Source organism: Stenotrophomonas sp. P2112 (assembly GCF_041897515.1).
In the GTDB taxonomy this organism is placed as follows: domain Bacteria; phylum Pseudomonadota; class Gammaproteobacteria; order Xanthomonadales; family Xanthomonadaceae; genus Stenotrophomonas; species Stenotrophomonas sepilia.
Window position 1 is genome coordinate 1,097,049 of sequence record NZ_CP169216.1, and the last position, 14,597, is coordinate 1,111,645.

The window sequence follows — 14,597 nt, forward strand, 5'->3', positions numbered from 1 at the left end:
ACATCAGAACTTGACGTTCAGTGCCAGGGTGGCCGAGCGACCCGGGGCGATGCTCGCGTAGTGCGAGGCATAGGCCTTGGTGAAGTAGGTCTTGTCGGTCAGGTTCTGCACGTTGAGCTGCAGGCTGATGTTGTCCTGGATCGCGTAGCTGGCCATCGCGTCGAAGCGGGTGTAGCTCGGGATCCACTTGGTGTTGGCGACATCACCGTACTGCTTGTCCGAGTAGAACGCGCCGGCGCCGAGGGTCAGGCCGATCGGGAAGCGGTAGGTGGTCCACAGGTTGGCGCTGTGCTTGGCAGTGTTCGGGAACACGTTGCCGTTGTATGGCGACGGCACGTACACGTTGGACGGGCAGGTGCGGCCCACCGGTGCGCCACAGACGAAACCGTTGTCCTTCAGTTCCGAGTCCAGGTAGGTGTAGCCGCCGTACAGGCTCCAGGCGTCGGTCAGCTGGCCGGTGAAGCCCAGTTCGAAGCCGTTGATCTCCTTCTTGCCGGCGTTCTGGCTGGTGCCGTTGTCGACCGTCACGCGTGCGTTGTTCATCACGGTGTGGAAGATCGCTGCGGTCAGGTTCAGGCGCTGGTCGAACAGGTCCCACTTGGTGCCCAGTTCGAGGTTCCTGGTGTCCTGCGGCTTGAGGTCGGCCACGGCGGCGCTCAGGCCGTCCGAACCGTCACCACCGTCCATGCCCGGCGGGGTCGAGGAGGTGCCCCACGACAGGTAGATGCTGCCGTTGGCGGCCGGCTTGAACACCACACCGGCCTGGTAGTTCAGGAAGTCGTTGCTGTTGCGCACGCGGGTCGGTGCCTTGCCGGCCACCGGGGTGGTCAGGGTGGTGCGGAAGTCGTCGTAGCGCAGGCCGAGGTTGATCATCCACTGCTCATTGAGCTCGATGGTGTCGAACACGTAGGCGGAGGTGGTCCTGGTGCGCTGCTCGACGTCCAGTGCCTTGTCGCTGCGGTACACCGAATGGGTGGCTGCCCACGGATCGCGCGGATCCGGATTGGCGAAATCGGTGCAGTTGTAACCGGTGGCCGCGCCGGTGGTCGGGCACTTGCTGTTGCCGGTGAGCGGGTTGCTGGTGCCCGGCGTCATCAGGTAGCTGCCGCGGGTCATCTTCTCGTCGCTGTATTCGACGCCAGCGCTGTAGCTGTGCTTGAGCGCGCCGGTCTGGAAGGCACCGGTCAGGCCCAGCTGGTCGGCGAAGCTCTTGACGTCGACGGCGCGGGCGTTGGTACGGCGCCACAGGGTGCCGTAGTTGTTCGGGTTGCCCTGGCTGTCGTCCGGCTGGGTCCACAGGTAATCGTTGCTGGTGTTGCCCAGGCGCGCGATGTTGCGCAGCTTGTGGCCGCCGAAATCGTAGCTGGCATCCAGGGTGCTGATGTCGGCGCGGGTGCGCTGGAAGTCACGATCGACCAGGCCGTAGTAGTTGTTGCGGTCCGGCACCATCGGGCGGCCATCGACCCACTTCGAGGCCGGCGCCCCGTTCGGGTTGCCATACGGGAAGCCACCCGCGTCCGGCAGGTCATCGCTCTGCATGTGGTAGTGGCTGGCGATCAGCTGCGCCGGGCCGTTCAGGCCGAACGCGATCGACGGTGCGATGCCCCAGCGGCTGACATTGGCGGCGTCGCGGCCAGCGATGTCCGATTCGTGCTTCATCAGGTTCAGGCGCGCGGCGATGCCGTCGCCCAGCACGTAGTTGGCGTCCACGGTGCCGCGTGCGTAGCTGTCGGTACCGATGCCCATGCTGGCGCTGGTCTCGTTCTTCAGCTTCGGCGTCTTGCTCACCAGGTTCAGGCTGCCACCACCGGAATCACGGCCACCGTAGGCCGAGCTCGGGCCCTTGACCACTTCCACCTGCTCCAGGTCGAAGATCTCGCGGGTCTGCGAGCCGACGTCGCGCAGGCCGTCGACGAAGACGTTGCTCTGCGAATCGAAGCCACGGATGAAGGGGCGGTCGCCGGTCGGGTTGCCGCCTTCGCCGGCACCGAAGGTGATGCCCGGCACCATGCGCAGCGCATCCTGCAGGTTGGTCGCACCGGTTTCGGCGATCAGCTTCTCCGACACGATCGACACTGACTTGGGGGTGTCCAGCAGTTCGGCGGTGAACTTCGGCGAGGACGGATTGAACCAGCTGCCGCGCACCTGCACCTTGTCCAGGTCGGTGGCCTTGCTGGATGCGGCATCAGCGCTGTCGGCAGCCTGCGCGGCCAGCGGCGCGAAGCCTGCGGCCAGGGTGGCGGTGGCGAGCAGGGAAACGCGCGGGGCGTGCTTGCGGGACGTGATGTGGGTCATGGCTTTGGGTAGTGGCGTGGATCGGGAAACGGCGAAGGCCGAAGCGCAGACAGCGCGACGACAGGGAGGGAGCGTCTTCTGTAGAGCCGAGCTGATGCCCGGCGATGCGGCGAACGACTTCAGGCGCACGGCAACAGCCGCAGGGCGCCTCAGCTGGCGTGCGGTGCGGGCGGTGCGTGGCCGGGGTTCAAGCGCAGTGCGGGATCGTGCAGTTGCCGGCGCAGGGCATCGGAGCGCCATAGCGGGATATGTGCGACCAGGGGCGCGCGCAGGGGTGCCACTCCGGTGCAGGGCGTGTTGCCCTCACCATCAAGCGGCGGCTCCGGTGCAGGTGCAGCATGTTGCGGGCATTCGTCTGCCGACGGCGTCGGCAATGGCATGACCTGGCGCAACCCTTCGGCATGTGCCTGCCACCCTTGGGTAGTCGGGGCGTTGCTGCGTCCTTCGTGCAGCGCCGACCAGCCCAGCAGCAGCGTCAGCAGCACGGCCACGGCCAGTGGCCACCCCTGGCGGGCGAGCTGGCACAACGTGGCAGTGGGCGCGGGCGATGCCATGGCGCGAGGGCGAAGTCGTTACGAAGATGTTACGTAGAATAACATCAACGATAATGATTCGCATGTACGGGGTGCTGCGGGACGCCGGGGCGGCCGGGGAACGCCCTGCGAAGGCCCTTGCGGGGCCTCCTGCAGATCCAGCCCATGGGTGGGTACCCCAGGTCGGGGCGCCGCCTCAATCCCGGTCGTCGCGCGTCCAGACGGCGTCGTGTTCGCGCTTCACCGGGAACTTGGGCACCGGGGTATAGGCCGGTGCGCACAGGGCGCGGCCATCGCGTACGTCGAAGCGCGCGCCGTGCAGCACGCACTCCACGCTGCCTTCGGCGGTGTTGAACTCGCCCGAGGACAGCTCGAATTCCTCGTGCGTGCACTGGTCTTCCAGCGCGTACAGCTCGCCGTCGAGGTTGAACACCACGATCGGGGTGCCGGTCACCTCGTCGAACACGCTCTTCATTTCACCGGGCAGCAGCTCGTTGCTGGCGCACACGAAGGTCCAGGTATCGCTCACGCGGCCGCTCCGGCCAGCGGTTTTTCCAGGATCTCGAAGCGCAGGTCGTCACGCTTGGGGATGCCGAAGCGTTCGTCGCCATATGGGAAGGGTTTCTTGATGCCGGTCCGCTGGTAGCCACGACGCTCGTAGAAGGCGATCAGTTCGTCGCGTACGTCGATCACCGTCATCTGCATCACCGGCACGTTCCATTCGCGTGCGGCGTGGGCTTCGGCGGCGTCCATCAGCTGCTTGCCGACGCCGCCGCCCTGCTGTGCGGGGTCGACCGAGAACATGCCGAAGTAGCCCTTGCCCTCAACGTCGGCAACGTGGGCGCAGGCCACAAGAACGCCTTCGCGCTCGGCCAGCAGGATGGTGGAGCGGGGGCGGTCCAGGTCGGCCTGGATGCCTTCGGCGTCGATGCGGGCGCCATCCAGCAGGTCGGCTTCGGTAGTCCAGCCCACGCGGCTGGCGTCGCCACGGTAGGCCGAGGTGACGAGGGCGATCAGGGCGGGGATGTCGGCCGGCGTGGCGGCGCGGAAGGTCAGGGTGCTCATGGGGGCATTCTAGGTGGGCAGTGGGCGGGCGCAAATGGGGGAGTGGGGTCAGATCCCTTTCGCAACGCGAAAGGGATCTGACCCCGGTATCTACTGACTCAACGGCAGGCCATGGACCGACTGGCGCGGGCCCGGAATCGGCAGATGCTCGGGGTCAGATCCCTTTGCGCAGCGAAGGGCTCTGACCCCTGTTCCCAGCAGAAGCCCATGCCAAGGCCACCACGCATCGATGCGCCCGGTCACCCGCAACATGTCGTTCAACGTGGCAACAATCGCCAGCCCGTGTTTTTCACCGATGGCGACCGTGTGGCCTACTTGCGCCTGCTGTGCCAGCACGCGGACCAGCAGCACTGCCGGGTCCACGCGTACGTGCTGATGGACAATCACGTTCATCTGCTGGTGACGCCTGATGTCTCCGGCGGGCTGTCACGGATGATGCAGGCCGTGAGCCGGACCTACGTGCGGCGGGTGAATGATCGGCAGGGCCGCACGGGAACCCTGTGGGAGGGGCGTTTCTACTCGACGCTGGTCGATACGGATCGCTATCTGCTGGCCTGCCAGCGCTACATCGAGCTCAACCCTGTCCGTGCGGGAAGGGTGGCGCGCCCAGGGGACTATCGCTGGTCGAGCTATCGGGCGAATGCGCACGGCAGGCCGAATGCGCTGCTCAAGCCGCATTCGGCATTCGAACTGATTGCCCTGGATCTGGATGAACGGCGCAGGCGCTATGCGGCGTTCATCGAGGAGGGAATTCCTGCCGCGGATGTGGCGGAGATCCGGCGAGCATTGCGGTCGCAGCGATGGTTGGCCGGTTCGCTAGCGGGGGCAGAGCCCTTTCGCGATGCGAAAGGGATCTGACCCCGTCTGCTGGGGTTACCCCAGCAGCTTGCGTACCTTGGTCAGCGCGGTCATGAACCGCTCGATCTCGGCGTGCGTGTTGTAGAACGCCAGCGAGGCGCGGCAGGTGGCGGCGACGCCGAAGTACTGCAGCAGCGGGTGTGCGCAGTGCTGGCCCGAGCGCACGGCCACGCCCTCCAGGTCGAGCAGGGTGGCCAGGTCGTGCGCATGCGCACCATCGATCAGGAACGAGACTACGGCCGCCTTCTCCGGTGCCTGGCCGATGATGCGCAGGCCATCGACGCGGCGCAGCTCTTCGGTGAAGTGCGCCAGCAGTTCGGCTTCGCGCGCTTCCACGTTGTCCTGGCCAAGCTGCTGCAGGTAGTCGGCGGCCACGCCCAGGCCGATGAAACCGGCGATGTTCGGGGTGCCGGCTTCGAACTTGTGCGGGGCGTCGTTGAACACGGTGCCGTCGAAGCTGACTTCCTTGATCATCTCGCCGCCGCCGAGGAACGGTGGCATCGCGTCCAGGTGCTCGCGACGGGCCCACAGCGCGCCGGTACCGGTCGGGCCACACATCTTGTGGCCGGTGATGGCGTAGAAGTCGCAGCCGATCGCGGCCACGTCGACCTTGCGGTGCGGCACCGCCTGCGAGCCATCGACCACGGTGATGATGCCGCGCTTGCGCGCTTCGCGGCAGATCTCGCGCACCGGGTTGACCGTGCCCAGCACGTTGGAGACATGGGTGACCGCCAGCAGCTTGACCTCCGGGGTCATCGCCGCGCGCAGCGCATCCAGGTCCAGCGCACCGTCAGGCGTGATCTCGGCCACGCGGATGGTGGCACCGGTACGCTGCGCGACCAGCTGCCACGGCACGATGTTGGCATGGTGCTCCATGCGCGACACCAGGATCACGTCGCCGGCCTTCAGCCGCGGCAGCGCCCACGAATACGCCACCAGGTTGATGGCGAAGGTGGTGCCGCTGCACAGCACCAGGTCGCTGGGGCGCACGTTGAGGAAGCGGGCCAGCGTGTTGCGCGCGCCTTCGTAGGCGTCGGTAGCTTCGCTGCCGAGCGCGTGCACCGCGCGGCTGACGTTTGCGTTGTAGCGGCGGTAGAACTCGTCCACCGCGCCGATCACCTGCACCGGCTTCTGACCGGTGTTGGCATTGTCGAAATAGACCAGCGGCTTGCCGTGCACTTCGCGCATCAGCAGCGGGAAGTCGAGGCGGACGCGGTCCCAGTCGGGCGCGCCGGTGCGTTCTTCGATCGGGCGCGGCGTGGACAGGTTCATGCCACACCCGCCTCGGCCAGGGCCTTGTCCAAACGGCGTGCCAGCTGCTCGCGCAGGGCTTCCGGCAGGATCTTCAGCGGCTCATGGCAGAACGCGGCGCTGAGCAGCGCCTGCGCCTGTGCCTGCGGCAGGCCGCGCGAGCGCAGGTAGAACAGCGCATTGGCATCGAGCTGGCCGACGGTGGCGCCATGCGCGGCCTTCACTTCATCGGCGTCGATAACCAGCGTCGGCTGGGTATCGATCTCGGCGTCGGCCGATAGCAGCAGGTTCTTGTTGGACAGGTTCGCATCGGTGCCGTCGGCGCCTTCGCGGATCTGGATGCCGCCATGGAACACCACGCGGCTGCGGTTGGCGGCAACGCCGCGCCACAGCAGTTCGCAGGCGGTATCGCGCGCGATGTGATCGATACCCAGCCGGGTCTCGACGTGGCGGCGGCCATTGCCGAGCAGCACGCCGTTGGCGGTCAGCTGGGCGTTGTCGCCTTCCAGGCGCACGTTCAGTTCATGGCGGCTGAGCGCGGCGCCCAGTTCCAGGTCGACGCGGTGGTACTGCGCGTCGCGGGCCAGCACCGCGTCGGTACGCAGGAAGCTGGTCTGGCGCGCGCTGCCGGCCTGCACGCGGGCGTGCTTGAGCACGGCGTCGCGCGCGACGTGGGCATGCAGCACGGTGTTGTCCAGGTGGGCGGAGTCACCCACGCTGAAGCGGTGCTCGACCACGCCGAGGCTGGCGCCGGCACGCAGTTCGATCAGGTGGCGGTGATGCCAGGCCAGGTCGGTCTCGCCGGCCACACTGGCGAACACCAGCTGCAGCGGCGCTTCGACCTGCACGCCTTCATCCACGCGCAGCACCACGCCTTCATCGGCCAGCGCGGCATTGAGGCGGGCGAAGATCTCTTCGCTGCGCTCGTAGCGGCGGCCGAGGAAACGCACGGCGTCCTCGCCCGCAGCCAGTGCAGCCGACAGCGGCTGCAGCTGCACGCCGGCCGACAGGGCCTGCACGTCGCTCAGTGCGGCGTCCAGGCGGCCATTGACGAACACCAGGCGCGGTGCCGGAATGTCCTCCAGCAGGGCGGCGTCCAGCGCCGGGCCCTGCAGCGGTGCAGCCGCGAACGCACGGCGTTCCAGCTGGCGCAGCGAGGTGTACTTCCAGGCTTCGTTGCGGGCGGCCGGCAGGCCGTCACGCAGGGCCGCATCCAGCACTTCGCGGCGCGCATCGCTGCCACAGAAGGCCTGGGCCATCGAATCAAGCAGGGCGCTCATCAGACCGCCGCCTCGGGCACGACCCGGTCCTTCAGGAAATCATAGCCGTGCGCTTCCAGCTCCAGTGCCAGCTCCGGGCCGCCACTCTTGACGATGCGGCCATCGGCCAGCACGTGCACCACGTCCGGCTTGATGTAGTCCAGCAGGCGCTGGTAGTGGGTGATGACCAGGAACGAGCGATCAGCAGCGCGCAGTGCGTTGACACCATCGGCCACGCTCTTCAGTGCATCGATGTCCAGGCCCGAGTCGGTTTCGTCCAGGATCGCCAGCTTCGGTTCCAGCACGGCCAGCTGGAAGATCTCGTTGCGCTTCTTTTCGCCGCCGGAGAAGCCTTCGTTGACGCCACGGTGCAGCAGTTCGTCCTTCAGGTGCAGCACGGCCAGCTTCTGGCGCACCAGCTTGAGGAACTGCATGGAATCGAGTTCCTCCTCACCGCGTGCCTTGCGCTGGGCGTTCAGTGCCGCGCGCAGGAAGTAGGTGTTGTTCACGCCCGGGATCTCCACCGGGTACTGGAACGCCAGGAACAGGCCGGCAGCGGCGCGCGCTTCCGGGTCCTGCTCCAGCAGGTCGACGCCGTCGAACTGCACGCTGCCTTCGGTCACTTCGTAGCCGTCGCGGCCGGCCAGGACATTGCCCAGGGTGGACTTGCCGGCGCCGTTGGGGCCCATGATGGCGTGCACCTGGCCCGGCTGGACGTCCAGCGACAGGCCCTTGAGGATTTCCTTGTCGCCGATGCGGGCGTGGAGGTTTTCGATCTTCAGCATGGTGGGGTTTCCGTGGGGCGGGCCGCGGCCCGCCGGTAAAGAGAATGCGTTTGCGAGGGGCAGGGGCGGGCGGTCAGCCCACCGAACCTTCCAGCGAGACTTCCAGCAGCTTCTTGGCTTCCACCGCGAACTCCATCGGCAGTTCGCGGAACACCTGCTTGCAGAAGCCGTCGACGATCATCGACACCGCGTCTTCCTGGCTGATGCCACGGGCGCGGCAGTAGAACAGCTGGTCGTCGGAGATCTTCGAGGTGGTGGCCTCGTGCTCGACGGTGGCACCCGGGTTCTTCACCTCGATGTAGGGGAAGGTGTGCGCGCCGCACTGCTTGCCGATCAGCAGCGAATCGCACTGGGTGTAGTTGCGCGCGCCATCGGCATTGCGGTCCACCCGCACCAGGCCGCGGTAGGTGTTCTGGCCGCGGCCGGCGCTGATGCCCTTGCTGACGATCTTGCTCTTGGTGCGCTTGCCGACGTGGATCATCTTGGTGCCGGTGTCGGCCTGCTGCCGGTGATGGGTCAGCGCGACCGAGTGGAACTCACCGACCGAATCGTCGCCCAGCAGCACGCACGAGGGGTACTTCCAGGTGATCGCCGAGCCGGTCTCGACCTGGGTCCAGGTGACCTTGCTGCGCGCGCCACGGCATTCGGCACGCTTGGTGACGAAGTTGTAGATGCCGCCGACGCCGTTCTCGTCGCCCGGGTACCAGTTCTGCACGGTGGAGTACTTGATCTCCGCATCTTCCAGCGCGACCAGCTCGACCACTGCGGCGTGCAGCTGGTTCTCGTCGCGCATCGGCGCGGTGCAGCCTTCCAGGTAGGACACGTAGGCCTTGTCCTCGCACACGATCAGGGTGCGCTCGAACTGGCCGGTGTGGCCGGCGTTGATGCGGAAGTAGGTGCTCAGTTCCATCGGGCAGCGCACGCCCTTGGGAATGAACACGAAGCTGCCATCGGAGAACACCGCCGAGTTGAGCGCGGCGAAGTAGTTGTCACCCACCGGCACCACGGTGCCCAGGTACTGGCGCACCAGCTCCGGGTGTTCCTTGATAGCCTCGGACATCGAGCAGAAGATGATGCCCTTCTCGGCCAGTTCCTTGCGGAAGGTGGTACCGACCGACACCGAGTCGAACACCGCATCCACCGCCACGCCGGCCAGCTTGGCGCGCTCGTGCAGCGGCACGCCCAGCTTGTCGTAGGTGTCCAGAAGCTCCTTGGGCACGTCATCCAGCGAGGCGTACTTCGGGCCCTTCGGCGCGGAGTAGTAGCTGAGCGCCTGCAGGTCGATCGGGGCGATCTCCAGCTTGGCCCAGTCCGGCATCGGCATGGTCAGGAAGTGGCGGTAGGCGTCCAGGCGCCACTGCGTCATCCACTCCGGCTCGTCCTTCTTGGCCGACAGGGCACGGATGGTGTCCTCGTCCAGGCCCGGCGGCAGGGAGTCCGACTCGATCTCGGTGATGAAGCCGGCCGAATACTTGCGGCCGAGCTGCTCGTGGATCTCGCGGTTGGGGGTGTCGTCGTGGGCGACGTTTTCGATGGTTTCGGTGGCCATGGGGGGGCTGCCTGTGGATCAGGAGACGACGTCAACAGCGATGGTGCGGCGCTGTTCGTCATCGGCAAGGGGAAGGGGGGGCAGGATCTGCGCAAGACTGACGTCGCGCAGGGCCTCGGAGACCACGTCGTTGATCAACCGCCAGCTGCTGCGCGCGCCGCACTTGGGTGCCATGCCGCACTGGTGGTGGTCGTGGCTGCATTCGGTCAGGGCAAGCGGCCCTTCCATCGCTTCGACCACTTCGAACAGCGAGATCTCGATGGCCGGGCGGGTCAGCCGGTAGCCGCCACGCACGCCGCGCAGGCCTTCGACCAGGCCGGCCTGGGCCAGCGGCTTGAGTACCTTGCTGACGGTGGGCGGCTCCAGGCCGGTGAATTCGGCCAGTTCGGTGGCACTGAGCACCTCGCCCGGACGGGCGGCGAGCACGGTCAGCACGACGGTGGCGTAATCGGTGAGCTTGGTGACGCGCAACATGGGGATGCGAGTGGTTCTTAAAGCGGACTGAAATTGTACGCTTTTATTCGCCACCATCCAACCCGGGCATTCAGCCGGCGCTGGGGCCGGGCCGGGAGGCTTTGCCAGCGGGCGCTGCCGGGGGCGCCATGCTGCGCCAACCGGGTGATTTTCGCAATCACCCGGAATGGGCGAGAATCCCTGTTCCATCCGCTGCAAACAGCCCGTGCCGATGCCGAAGAAGATCCAAGCCCGCAAGTCCGCCATCCATGGCAACGGCGTGTTCGCCGTCGCCCCGATCAAGCAGGGCGAGCGCGTGATCCAGTACAAGGGCCTGCTGCGCAGCCATGGCGACGTTGATGCCGATGACAGCGGCGACGTCGAAAGCGGCCATACCTTCCTGTTCACCCTCAATGACGACTGGGTGATCGATGCCAACTACAAGGGCAACGATGCGCGCTGGATCAACCACAGCTGCGACCCGAACTGCGAGGCGGTGATCGAGGAGGATGAGGACGGCGACAGCCGTGGCGACAAGGTGTTCATCGAGGCGCTGCGCGATATCAAGGCTGGCGAAGAGCTGACCTACAACTACGGCATCACGCTGGCCGAGCGCCACACCGCCAAGCTGAAGAAGATCTGGGAATGCCGCTGCGGCTCGCCCAAGTGCACCGGCACCATGCTGCAGCCCAAGCGTTGATCCTTCCGGTAGTGCCGGCCGCTGGCCGGCACGGGTCCTCTCCACCTGCCGTGCACAGCAGGGTCACCGCCGTGCAAGGGCCGTTCGTCCACGCTGTGCACTCCCCCAACTGGAGTGCACCCATGGCAGAGCGATTGAAGGGCAAACAGATCGCAATCCTCGCGACCCACGGCTTTGAACAGTCCGAATTGACCGAGCCCAAACGGCTGCTGGAAGCGGAAGGTGCGCGGGTCAGCGTGGTGTCGCCCGCAAAGGAGGCGACCATCAAGGGCTGGAAAGAGAAGAACTGGGGCGACGCCGTCGCGGTCGACATTCCGCTGGACGAGGCGGATCCGGCGGGCTTTGATGCCCTGGTGCTGCCAGGGGGCGTCATCAATCCGGACACACTGCGCACCGACGACGCGGTGCTCAGCTTCATCCGCTCAGTGGATGAAGCCGGCAAGCCCGTCGCGGCGATCTGCCATGGTCCGTGGCTGCTGATCAACAGCGGGCTGGCAGATGGCCGCGAGCTGACCTCCTGGCCCTCCCTTCAGCAGGACCTGGCCAACGCGGGCGCGAACTGGCGCGATGCCGAGGTCGTGGTCGACGGCAACGTGATCACCAGCCGCAAGCCGGATGACATTCCTGCTTTCAGCGAGGCGGTGGTCAAGGCACTCGCCGCGTGATGCCTTGCCGGTAGTGCCGGCCCCCGGCCGGCACTACCTTATTTGCCCAGCAGGCCTGCCGGCACCAGGTTGCCCAGGTTCTGGTTGAAGGTGACCACCAGCTTGCCGTTCTTGACCTGTGCCGCCTGCACCTGCAGCGCGCCGAGCACCCCGGCCACGGCCGGGTCCAGCTTGTAGATCGGTTCGCGCTGGGCGTAGTCGCTCAGCCAGGCATTGAGCAGGCCGCGGGTGCGTGAGTCGAGGCGGCCGCCCTGGTTGGCCGGGGTGAAGTCATCCACGCTGGGCTGCTGCAGGTGGAAGCCCTGGGTCTGCGCGTCGTAGCGCAGGCCGCTGCTGAGCTTCACCGTACCCAGTTTGGCCGGGTTGCCGCCGGCGGTGGCCAGTGCCAAGTCCATGCCAAGGTTCAGGCGCTCGCCGGCCGGAAGGCTCAGCTGAGGGTGGCTCATGGTCAGGGAGATCAGGCCGCCAAGGGCGTCCTGGGTGCGCGGGAAGCTGCCATCGAGGTACTGCTGCACGTCGCTGGCACCCACCGACAGTTCGCGGCCGGAAATGGAGGGAGCCGCCTGCGCGCCGATCGCAGCGGCGATCAGTACGGTGGAGGCAGCGAGGCGGGTCATCAGGGAACGCAGGCGCATGGCGGTGACCGATGGCAGGGAATGGATGGATCAAAGAGTAGCCGTGCAGGCTGAATCGCGCGTGCATGCGGCTGTAACGGTTCAGTCCAGCATCGGACGCAGTTGCGCCGACTGGATCTGCCAGGCGCTGCCATCGCTGCTGGGTTGCACGCGGTACCAGCCACCGAAGCGGAACGTACCGTTGGCGGTGACCGCGCGGATCTGCACCGGCACTTCAAGCAGCTGCGGTGGCTGCCGATCGTCGCGGGCGAGCGGGGGATCGCTGTGCAGGCGCAGGGTGCGCAGGTCCTGCAGCTGCCGCAGCGCGGCGTCGTCCGCATGCCGCGGGTCGCTGGGCGGGATCGTCCAGGCGGCATCGCTGGCGGCGCGGTCGCGGTTGAGCAACGCCGCTATGTAGCGGTTGAGCATCGTCGATGGCGGCTCGGCACCGTCGGCGACAGCAGACAGCACCGGCATTTCACTTGCCTGCACTGCTGCGGGATCGGGGCCGGTGCGAGTGTCCGCGGCTGCGGTGGCAGCGACGGGAGCGGACGCTGCCGCGATGTCGCCGGTCGTCTGTGCTGCCGGGCGTGAACAGCCCAGCAGCACCAAGGGTGCGATCAGCAACAGGTTCCTGCGCATGTCTGCCTCCTCCGCGAGGCAACCTGGAGGGCGGCAGTGTAGCGATTGCGCCGGGATCAGCGGGAGGAGGGCAGCTGATCCAGAGCGTCCAGCGCTGGCAGGACCTGGTCGGCGATGGCCGCCAGTGCGTGGCCGCCGGTCTCGGCATGGCGCTGCACGATATCGCGCAGCAGCTGGGTGGCGATCACCAGGGTCGCACGCTCGTCGCCGCTGATACCGGCGGTACGCGGGGCCGCCTCCAGCAGGCGCATCAGGTCGCGGCTGGCGCGATGCTCCAGTTCGATGGTGCAGCGCCCTGTGCACTGCAGCCCGTCCTTTTCGATGGGGGTCACCGAGATCCGGTAGCGGGTGGAGGGGCTGGCCATGAGGGTGTGCTCGCCGTAGCTGTGGAGGATGTGCCCACCATAGGCAAGGCCACGGCCTGAGGCGACGGCCGGCGCTGCACGCAGTGTTCCACCCGGTACGTTCCAGCACCTGCCCAAGCCGCGCTCGGCCAGTGGCGACGGGCCTGTACGGGCATTGCCGGGGAGGCGGCAACGCTGTGTTGCGGATTGCCGCAGCGCGACGCATCCACGCATGGCGTGGATCTACCGCCGGGCACGCAAAAAAAACGGGACGACCAGAGCCGTCCCGTCGGAATCCACGTTGGGGCGCGCGCTTACAGCGCGGCGTCCTTCAGCTTCTTCAGCGGACGCACCTTCAGCTTGGTGGTGGCCGGCTTGGCGGCGAACCACTGCTCTTCCTTGGTGAACGGGTTGATGCCCTTGCGCTTCGGCTTGGCCGGCACATTGACGGTGGTGATCTTCAGCAGGCCCGGCAGGGTGAAGGAGCCAGCGCCCTTCTTGTGCACCGAGGAGGCGACGGCGCTTTCCAGCGAGGCCAGCACAGCGCGGACGTCCTTGGCGATGACGCCGGAGGCTTCAGCGATGTGTGCAACCAGGCCGGACTTGGTCAGCACTTCCTTGATCGGCTTCGGAGCGGCCGGCTTGGCGGCTGCCTTCGTCGCGACTTTCTTCGCTGCCTTCTTCGGGGCAGCCTTCTTAGCGGTCTTTGCCATGGTTTCCTGTTCCGTGAACGGTTGGTTGTTTGGTCGGCGCCGAACCCCGTCGGCAAGCGCAATGTAGGGCAACTCTTGGGCGCCGCCAATAGCCCGAAGCGCGGAAAGTGCATGTTTTTTCATATCCAGGCCGATTCAGTACATGGTCGGCGGTGGGGGATGGGGGCACGCCAGCGTGTTCGATCGCCGGCGCCCGCCGATCGGTGGGGTGCGCGAAACCACTGAAAACAAGAGGAAAATGCGTTCCGGGCTGGCGAGGAAGTGTCCACTCGCCGGGCTCGGGGACGACGTCCGGCGTGCGGCGGAGCGACGCAGGGCTAACGCGTGGCGTGCGAGGGTAGCCGTTCATCACCGCCACGCAGGAGCAGCACAATGGGAATCTCGCGACACGCCACCGCGCACTGGGAAGGCGATCTGAAGACGGGCAAGGGCCAGTTGAGCACGCCGCAGAGTGGGCTGCTGGAGAAGACCCGCTACGGTTTCAACAGCCGCTTCGGCGACGAAAAGGGCACCAATCCGGAAGAGCTGATCGCCGCCGCGCACGCGGGTTGTTTCACCATGGCGCTGTCGGCCAAGCTCGGCGAAGCAGGCTTCACCCCGACCTCGCTGGACACCGAAGCCAAGGTCGACCTGTCGCTGGAAGGCGGTCCGCAGCTGTCGCAGATCCGCCTGAAGGTCAGGGCGGTGGTGCCCGGCATCGATGCGACGCAGTTCCGTGCCATTGCCGATGACGCCAAGCAGAACTGCCCGGTATCCAAGGCGCTGAGCGCGGTGCCGATCAGCCTGGAAGCCGAACTGGGCTGAGCCGGCGCATCTGTAGAGCCGAGCCCATGCTCGGCTTCTGCAGGTCCCGTGATCTGGCCGAGGAGCA

General features: G+C 66.7%; 18 protein-coding genes. 4 read left to right on the plus strand and 14 right to left on the minus strand.

What is annotated here, in order from left to right:
* Positions 1 to 3 precede the first annotated feature (3 nt).
* The 5 genes from ACEPA4_RS05155 to ACEPA4_RS05175 form a co-directional block, all read right to left on the minus strand.
* Entirely contained in the window at positions 4 to 2,295 is a 2,292-nt protein-coding gene (locus tag ACEPA4_RS05155) for a TonB-dependent siderophore receptor (protein ID WP_095376988.1), read from the minus strand.
* 149 nt (positions 2,296 to 2,444) lie between these two features.
* A complete protein-coding gene (locus tag ACEPA4_RS05160; RefSeq protein WP_262090483.1) occupies positions 2,445 to 2,849 on the minus strand; it encodes a hypothetical protein in 405 nt (134 codons plus the stop codon).
* A gap of 175 nt (positions 2,850 to 3,024) precedes the next feature.
* The gene (locus ACEPA4_RS05165) at positions 3,025 to 3,357 is read right to left on the minus strand and encodes a non-heme iron oxygenase ferredoxin subunit (protein ID WP_005415593.1); all 333 of its coding nucleotides are present in this window, start codon (positions 3,355 to 3,357) and stop codon (positions 3,025 to 3,027) included.
* Positions 3,354 to 3,893 carry a GNAT family N-acetyltransferase gene (locus tag ACEPA4_RS05170; protein ID WP_065177925.1) on the minus strand — a complete coding sequence of 180 codons (540 nt, stop codon included), beginning with the start codon at positions 3,891 to 3,893 and terminating at the stop codon, positions 3,354 to 3,356. Before ACEPA4_RS05170 ends, ACEPA4_RS05165 begins: the two co-directional genes overlap by 4 nt.
* A gap of 90 nt (positions 3,894 to 3,983) precedes the next feature.
* On the minus strand, positions 3,984 to 4,286 hold the full coding sequence (locus ACEPA4_RS05175; RefSeq protein ID WP_262090491.1) for a hypothetical protein: 303 nt from the start codon (positions 4,284 to 4,286) through the stop codon (positions 3,984 to 3,986).
* On the opposite strand from ACEPA4_RS05175, the gene ACEPA4_RS05180 reads away from it, so the two are divergent.
* Positions 4,200 to 4,751, plus strand: coding sequence for a transposase (locus ACEPA4_RS05180; protein WP_374083045.1), 552 nt, complete (start codon positions 4,200 to 4,202; stop codon positions 4,749 to 4,751). The genes ACEPA4_RS05175 and ACEPA4_RS05180 overlap by 87 nt on opposite strands.
* A gap of 15 nt (positions 4,752 to 4,766) precedes the next feature.
* Here ACEPA4_RS05180 and ACEPA4_RS05185 read toward each other — a convergent pair whose 3' ends face one another.
* From ACEPA4_RS05185 to ACEPA4_RS05205, 5 genes are all read right to left on the minus strand, one after another.
* On the minus strand, positions 4,767 to 6,023 hold the full coding sequence (locus ACEPA4_RS05185; protein ID WP_005415596.1) for a cysteine desulfurase: 1,257 nt from the start codon (positions 6,021 to 6,023) through the stop codon (positions 4,767 to 4,769).
* Entirely contained in the window at positions 6,020 to 7,282 is a 1,263-nt protein-coding gene (sufD, locus tag ACEPA4_RS05190; RefSeq protein WP_171955866.1) for a Fe-S cluster assembly protein SufD, read from the minus strand. Before sufD ends, ACEPA4_RS05185 begins: the two co-directional genes overlap by 4 nt.
* Positions 7,282 to 8,046, minus strand: coding sequence for a Fe-S cluster assembly ATPase SufC (gene sufC / locus ACEPA4_RS05195; RefSeq protein WP_019337095.1), 765 nt, complete (start codon positions 8,044 to 8,046; stop codon positions 7,282 to 7,284). The genes sufD and sufC overlap by 1 nt, the downstream gene beginning before the upstream one ends.
* Positions 8,047 to 8,119: 73 nt before the next feature.
* Positions 8,120 to 9,595, minus strand: a complete 1,476-nt coding sequence (gene sufB / locus ACEPA4_RS05200; protein WP_005408435.1) for a Fe-S cluster assembly protein SufB — start codon at positions 9,593 to 9,595, stop codon at positions 8,120 to 8,122.
* An 18-nt stretch (positions 9,596 to 9,613) separates the two neighbouring features.
* Positions 9,614 to 10,069 carry an SUF system Fe-S cluster assembly regulator gene (locus ACEPA4_RS05205; protein ID WP_049414161.1) on the minus strand — a complete coding sequence of 152 codons (456 nt, stop codon included), beginning with the start codon at positions 10,067 to 10,069 and terminating at the stop codon, positions 9,614 to 9,616.
* Between the two features lie 211 nt (positions 10,070 to 10,280).
* Between ACEPA4_RS05205 and ACEPA4_RS05210 the strand changes: the two genes are divergently transcribed.
* Both ACEPA4_RS05210 and ACEPA4_RS05215 read left to right on the plus strand, forming a co-directional pair.
* Positions 10,281 to 10,748, plus strand: a complete 468-nt coding sequence (locus ACEPA4_RS05210; protein WP_012479369.1) for an SET domain-containing protein — start codon at positions 10,281 to 10,283, stop codon at positions 10,746 to 10,748.
* 122 nt (positions 10,749 to 10,870) lie between these two features.
* Complete coding sequence (locus tag ACEPA4_RS05215; RefSeq protein ID WP_005415602.1) at positions 10,871 to 11,413, plus strand: type 1 glutamine amidotransferase domain-containing protein; 543 nt, start codon at positions 10,871 to 10,873, stop codon at positions 11,411 to 11,413.
* A 38-nt stretch (positions 11,414 to 11,451) separates the two neighbouring features.
* Here the strand turns inward: ACEPA4_RS05215 and ACEPA4_RS05220 are convergent, their stop codons facing one another.
* From ACEPA4_RS05220 to ACEPA4_RS05235, 4 genes are all read right to left on the minus strand, one after another.
* Positions 11,452 to 12,048, minus strand: coding sequence for a DUF1439 domain-containing protein (locus tag ACEPA4_RS05220; RefSeq protein WP_374083013.1), 597 nt, complete (start codon positions 12,046 to 12,048; stop codon positions 11,452 to 11,454).
* 81 nt (positions 12,049 to 12,129) lie between these two features.
* Positions 12,130 to 12,669: a hypothetical protein gene (locus ACEPA4_RS05225; RefSeq protein WP_139726794.1), complete on the minus strand. Its 540-nt coding sequence runs from the start codon at positions 12,667 to 12,669 to the stop codon at positions 12,130 to 12,132.
* Positions 12,670 to 12,725: 56 nt separating this feature from the next.
* Positions 12,726 to 13,034 carry a DUF3861 family protein gene (locus ACEPA4_RS05230; RefSeq protein WP_065177921.1) on the minus strand — a complete coding sequence of 103 codons (309 nt, stop codon included), beginning with the start codon at positions 13,032 to 13,034 and terminating at the stop codon, positions 12,726 to 12,728.
* Between the two features lie 293 nt (positions 13,035 to 13,327).
* Positions 13,328 to 13,726, minus strand: coding sequence for an HU family DNA-binding protein (locus tag ACEPA4_RS05235; protein ID WP_005415606.1), 399 nt, complete (start codon positions 13,724 to 13,726; stop codon positions 13,328 to 13,330).
* Positions 13,727 to 14,098: 372 nt separating this feature from the next.
* Here ACEPA4_RS05235 and ACEPA4_RS05240 point away from each other — a divergent pair, with 372 nt between their 5' ends.
* The gene (locus ACEPA4_RS05240) at positions 14,099 to 14,530 is read left to right on the plus strand and encodes an OsmC family protein (RefSeq protein ID WP_005415607.1); all 432 of its coding nucleotides are present in this window, start codon (positions 14,099 to 14,101) and stop codon (positions 14,528 to 14,530) included.
* The last annotated feature ends 67 nt before the right edge of the window (positions 14,531 to 14,597 follow it).

What these genes read in the sequence shown, in the direction of transcription:
- ACEPA4_RS05155 (WP_095376988.1), bottom strand. Translation starts at nt 2,295, where the DNA reads ATGACCCACATCACGTCCCGCAAGCACGCCCCGCGCGTTTCCCTGCTC.
- ACEPA4_RS05160 (WP_262090483.1), bottom strand. Translation starts at nt 2,849, where the DNA reads ATGGCATCGCCCGCGCCCACTGCCACGTTGTGCCAGCTCGCCCGCCAG.
- ACEPA4_RS05170 (WP_065177925.1), bottom strand. Translation starts at nt 3,893, where the DNA reads ATGAGCACCCTGACCTTCCGCGCCGCCACGCCGGCCGACATCCCCGCC.
- ACEPA4_RS05175 (WP_262090491.1), bottom strand. Translation starts at nt 4,286, where the DNA reads ATGAACGTGATTGTCCATCAGCACGTACGCGTGGACCCGGCAGTGCTG.
- ACEPA4_RS05185 (WP_005415596.1), bottom strand. Translation starts at nt 6,023, where the DNA reads ATGAACCTGTCCACGCCGCGCCCGATCGAAGAACGCACCGGCGCGCCC.
- sufD (WP_171955866.1), bottom strand. Translation starts at nt 7,282, where the DNA reads ATGAGCGCCCTGCTTGATTCGATGGCCCAGGCCTTCTGTGGCAGCGAT.
- sufC (WP_019337095.1), bottom strand. Translation starts at nt 8,046, where the DNA reads ATGCTGAAGATCGAAAACCTCCACGCCCGCATCGGCGACAAGGAAATC.
- sufB (WP_005408435.1), bottom strand. Translation starts at nt 9,595, where the DNA reads ATGGCCACCGAAACCATCGAAAACGTCGCCCACGACGACACCCCCAAC.
- ACEPA4_RS05205 (WP_049414161.1), bottom strand. Translation starts at nt 10,069, where the DNA reads ATGTTGCGCGTCACCAAGCTCACCGATTACGCCACCGTCGTGCTGACC.
- ACEPA4_RS05210 (WP_012479369.1), top strand. Translation starts at nt 10,281, where the DNA reads ATGCCGAAGAAGATCCAAGCCCGCAAGTCCGCCATCCATGGCAACGGC.
- ACEPA4_RS05215 (WP_005415602.1), top strand. Translation starts at nt 10,871, where the DNA reads ATGGCAGAGCGATTGAAGGGCAAACAGATCGCAATCCTCGCGACCCAC.
- ACEPA4_RS05220 (WP_374083013.1), bottom strand. Translation starts at nt 12,048, where the DNA reads ATGCGCCTGCGTTCCCTGATGACCCGCCTCGCTGCCTCCACCGTACTG.
- ACEPA4_RS05225 (WP_139726794.1), bottom strand. Translation starts at nt 12,669, where the DNA reads ATGCGCAGGAACCTGTTGCTGATCGCACCCTTGGTGCTGCTGGGCTGT.
- ACEPA4_RS05230 (WP_065177921.1), bottom strand. Translation starts at nt 13,034, where the DNA reads ATGGCCAGCCCCTCCACCCGCTACCGGATCTCGGTGACCCCCATCGAA.
- ACEPA4_RS05235 (WP_005415606.1), bottom strand. Translation starts at nt 13,726, where the DNA reads ATGGCAAAGACCGCTAAGAAGGCTGCCCCGAAGAAGGCAGCGAAGAAA.
- ACEPA4_RS05240 (WP_005415607.1), top strand. Translation starts at nt 14,099, where the DNA reads ATGGGAATCTCGCGACACGCCACCGCGCACTGGGAAGGCGATCTGAAG.